At 67.9% G+C, this 4,170-nt stretch carries 4 protein-coding genes; 1 reads left to right on the plus strand and 3 read right to left on the minus strand.

Features of this window, described 5'->3' with window-relative positions; genetic code table 11:
- Positions 1 to 857, minus strand: an 857-nt coding sequence (locus tag P8X75_15100; protein MEJ1996508.1) for a citramalate synthase, incomplete at its 3' end; no start/stop codon positions are given.
- Between the two features lie 87 nt (positions 858 to 944).
- Here P8X75_15100 and P8X75_15105 point away from each other — a divergent pair.
- Positions 945 to 1,475, plus strand: coding sequence for a GNAT family N-acetyltransferase (locus P8X75_15105; protein ID MEJ1996509.1), 531 nt, complete (start codon positions 945 to 947; stop codon positions 1,473 to 1,475).
- A 364-nt stretch (positions 1,476 to 1,839) separates the two neighbouring features.
- Here the strand turns inward: P8X75_15105 and cysS are convergent, their stop codons facing one another.
- Together cysS and P8X75_15115 are read right to left on the minus strand one after the other, a co-directional pair.
- Entirely contained in the window at positions 1,840 to 3,171 is a 1,332-nt protein-coding gene (gene cysS, locus P8X75_15110; GenBank protein MEJ1996510.1) for a cysteine--tRNA ligase, read from the minus strand.
- A partial coding sequence (locus P8X75_15115) for a glutamate--tRNA ligase family protein (GenBank protein ID MEJ1996511.1) occupies positions 3,168 to 4,170 on the minus strand: 1,003 nt, incomplete at its 5' end. The genes cysS and P8X75_15115, both read right to left, overlap by 4 nt.

The following is a 4,170-nucleotide window of genomic DNA, read 5'->3' on the forward strand; positions in this document are numbered from 1 at the left end:
GGCGCGCGGTTCAGGCGCTCGTCCAGCAGGCGGGAGGCGTGGGTAAGCTGGGTCAACTGCTCGGCGGAGACGCCCGTCTCGTACCCCGTCTTCAGGTTGAGGGAGGGAATGAGCGAGACGATGTTGGCGTTGCCGCAGCGCTCGCCCAGGCCGTTCAGCGTGCCCTGCACCTGACGCACGCCCGCCTCGACCGCCGCCAGCGAGTTGGCGACCGCGTTCTCCGTGTCGTTGTGGCAATGGATGCCGAGCTTCTCGCCGGGGACGGTCTTTGCGGCCTCGGCCACGATCTCCTTGATCTCGTGGGGCAGCGTGCCGCCGTTGGTGTCGCAGAGCACCATCCAGCGCGCGCCGGCATCGGCGGCGGCCTTCAGGCAGGCGAGCGCGAAGTCCTTATCGGCCTTGAAGCCATCGAAGAAGTGCTCGGCGTCGAACATGATCTCGGCCTTGCGGCTCTTGGTGAAAGCCACCGAGTCCGCGATCATCGCCAGATTCTCTTCGGCCGTGATGCCCAGCGCCACGTCGACATGGAAGTCCCAGGCCTTGCCGACCATGCAGAGCGCCTCGGCCTTGGAGTTCACCATGCTGGCGAGCCCCGGATCGTTCTCCGCGCTGCGCCCCGGCCGCCGGGTCATGCCGAAGGCGACGAGCTTGGCGTTCTTCAGGGGCGGCGGGTCGCCGAAGAAGGCGTCGTCGGTCGGGTTCGCGCCCGGCCAGCCGCCTTCGACGTAGTCCACGCCCAGGTCATCCAGCGCGCGGGCGATGGCGATCTTGTCCTGAACGCCGAAATCGACGCCCTGCGTCTGGGCGCCGTCGCGCAGCGTGGTGTCGAAAATATGGACGCGGTTCGCGTCGGTCATGGCTTAGACTGTCCCTCTACTCCGTGGCGCTCTTTAGAGCCCAGGAACCGCCGCCGGGTCAATGCCTTAGGGGAGAAATCCCGAACCTTGGAGCTTACCAGTCCGCGTCTTCTCTTCCGCCCCGGACGCCCCGGCGATGCGCAGACCCTGCCCAGCCTGCTCGATTGGGAGGTGCTGAGGTGGTTCGACTTCATCCACCATCCCTACGACGAGGCGGCGGCACGGCGCTTCCTGCTGCGCGTCGCCGAGGACCACGCGGGCCTCAGTCCCGGGCTCTTCCTGCTGGAGGAGAAGGAAAGCGGCGCGCTGATCGGCGAAGCCTGGGTCGTTCCGCGCCAGGATGCGGTGGGCCGCTCGCTCGGCTACTGGCTGGCGGCCCCACATCGCGGCCAGGGCTTGGGGCGGGAGGCCGTGGTCCGCATGATCGCCTACGCGCGAGAAGACCTGAAAGCGCCGGGCCTGCACGCCAATGTCGCGCCACAGAACCGGCGCTCCGCCGCGCTGCTGGAGAGCCTGGGTTTCGTCCAAGTGGGAACCGAGCCGCGCCCCGAAAGCCGCGCCGGAAACGATCACGTGGTCCGCTGGTGGCTGGACATGGCGAAGGAGGCAGGAGGCTGAGCGCCGCCCATCCTTCGAGACGCGGACGTTCGTCTGCTCCTCAGGATGAGGAGGGAGGGGCGTTCAAGCTCTCGCCCTATGGGGCCGGAGCCGCTCACCTCGTGCGCTGGTGGCTGGATGGGGCGAAAGCAGGGTGAGGCTGAGCACCGCCCACCCTTCGAGACGGCCGCCTTCGCGGCCTCCTCAGGATGAGGGAAGAGCTTGAATGAGGCGCCATCCTCATCCTGAGGAGCGGACGGAACGTCCGCGTCTCGAAGCCTCATCCTGAGGAGCGGACGAAGGTCCGCGTCTCGAAGCCTCATCCTGAGGAGCGGACGAACGTCCGCGTCTCGAAGGATGGGCGGCGCTTTGCCTCCACAAGCTCTCAGGCGCGTTTCCAGGTGGTGCCCTGGGGGCCGTCTTCCAGCTGGATGCCGCGCGCGGTCAGTTCGTCGCGGATAGCGTCGGCGCGGGCGAAGTCCTTGGCTTTGCGCGCGGCGATGCGCTCGTCGATCAGGGACTGGATCTCCGCGGCCTCGGCGTCGTCGCCCCCGCCCTGGAACCAGGCTTCCGGATCGCGCTGGCAGAAGCCCAGCAGCCAGCCGCCGTCGAGCAGCAGGGCCTTGGCCTGCTCAGCACCCTCCCCGCCCTGGAACAGACGGTCGGCGGCGGCGTGCAGGCGGGCGATGGCCTCGGGCGTGTTGAGGTCGTCCTGCAAGGCTTCGAGCACGCCTTCGGTCGTCCTTGCCGACGCCCGCTCCAGCGCCTCGGCCTGGCGCAGCGCGCCGTACCAGCGGTCGAGCTGGGCCTTGGAGCTGGCGAGCTTCTCGCGGGTGATGTCGAGCGGCTGGCGGTAGTGGCCGGACAGCAGGGAGAGGCGGATCACCTCGCCGTCCCAGCCCTCCTCCAGAAGCTGGCGCACGGTGAAGAAGTTGCCGAGCGACTTGGACATCTTCTCGCCGTTCACCACCACGTAGCCGTTGTGGACCCAGTAGTTGGCCATGCGCTCCGAGTCATGGACGCAGCGCGTCTGGGCGATCTCGTTCTCATGGTGCGGGAAGATCAGGTCGAGCCCGCCGCCATGGATGTCGAAGAGCTTGCCCAGATGCTTCTCGGCCATGGCGGAGCACTCGATGTGCCAGCCGGGCCGCCCTTTGCCCCAGGGGCTGTCCCAGCCCGGCTCGTCGTCCTTGGCGGGTTTCCAGAGCACGAAGTCCTGCGGGTTCCTCTTGTAGTCGGCGACCTCGACCCGCGCGCCCGCGACCATCTCGTCCAGGCTGCGCCGGGACAGCCCGCCATAGTCCTTCATGGTCCCCTTGTCGATCAGCACCTGGATCATGGCCACCATCTCGGGGATGTGGCCGGTGCAGCGCGGCTCCACGGTCGGCGGCAGGCAGCCGAGCGCGCCCATGTCCTCGTGATAGGCCTGCGTCGTGCGCTTGGTGATGGACTCGATGGGCTCGCCGCTTTCCAGCGAGGCCTTGATGATCTTGTCGTCCACGTCGGTGATGTTGCGCGCGTAGGTGACATGCTCCTTGCCGTAGACCTCGGTCAGCAGCCGGTAGAGCACGTCGAACACCACGGCGGGGCGGGCGTTGCCGATGTGCGCCAGATCGTAGACCGTCGGCCCGCAGACGTAGAGCCGCACGTTGTCCGGGTCGATGGGGCGGAAGTCCTCTTCGCGCCGGGTCAGGGTGTTGTGCAGCTTGATGGTCACGCGGTTTCGCCTCTCAGTCTCTTCTCCGCCCGTTCGCGGCCGATGAGGGGTAGCAAAGCTTTCAGCTCAGGTCCATGCGGCAGGCCGGTGAGCGCGAGGCGCAGCGGCAGGAAGAGCTGCTTGCCCTTGCGGCCCGTGGCGGCCTTGAGCTCGCCGGTCCAGGCGCCCCAGGTCCCCTCGTCCCAGGGCTCTGGCGGCAAGAGCTTGGCGGCCTCGGCCGTGTAGTCAGGCTCCTCGATCACGGGGGTCAGGGTCTTGCGGCAGATGGCAAGCCAACCCTCCGCCTCGTCCAGCTTCACGAGGTTCGGACGGATCGCCTCCCAGGTTTCCTTATCCAGGGCCGGCAAGCGCGCGGACACCGCCTCGAAGGGCAGGATGTGGAGCAGACGCGCGTTCAGGTGATCCAGGTCCGCCGGATCGAACTTCGGCGCGGCGCGGCCATAGCGGGAAAGGTCGAAGCGGGCGACTAACTCGGCCAGATCCAGCGCCGGTTCGGCATGCTCGGAAGTGCCGAGCGCGGCCAGATAGGCGTTGAGGGTCATGGGCTCCAGCCCCTCGGCGCGCAGCGCCTCCAGGCTGAGGCTGCCCAGGCGCTTGGAAAGCCCCTTGCCCTCTGCGTCGGTCAGAAGCGGAAGATGCCCGAAGGTGGGAACCTCGGCGCCCAGCGCCTGAAAAAGCTGGACCTGCACGGCGGTGTTGGCGACATGGTCTTCGCCGCGCAGCACGTGGGTCACGCCCAACTCCGCATCGTCCACGACCGAGGAGAGCGTATAGAGCGGGCGGCCATCCTCGCGGATCAGGACGGGGTCGGAAAGCTTGTCGCCCTCGAAGTGCTGGGGGCCGCGCACCAGGTCTTCCCAGTCGATCGACGCATGCTCGAGCTTGAAGCGCCAGTGCGGGCGCCGGCCCTCGGCCTCATAGGCCGCGCACTTTTCATCCTTGAGGGTAAGAGCGGCCCGGTCATAGAGCGGCGGACGCCCGGCGCTCAGCTGCGCCTTG

Origin of the sequence: Limibacillus sp., assembly GCA_037379885.1 — a bacterium.
Classification (GTDB): Bacteria; Pseudomonadota; Alphaproteobacteria; order Kiloniellales; family CECT-8803; genus JARRJC01.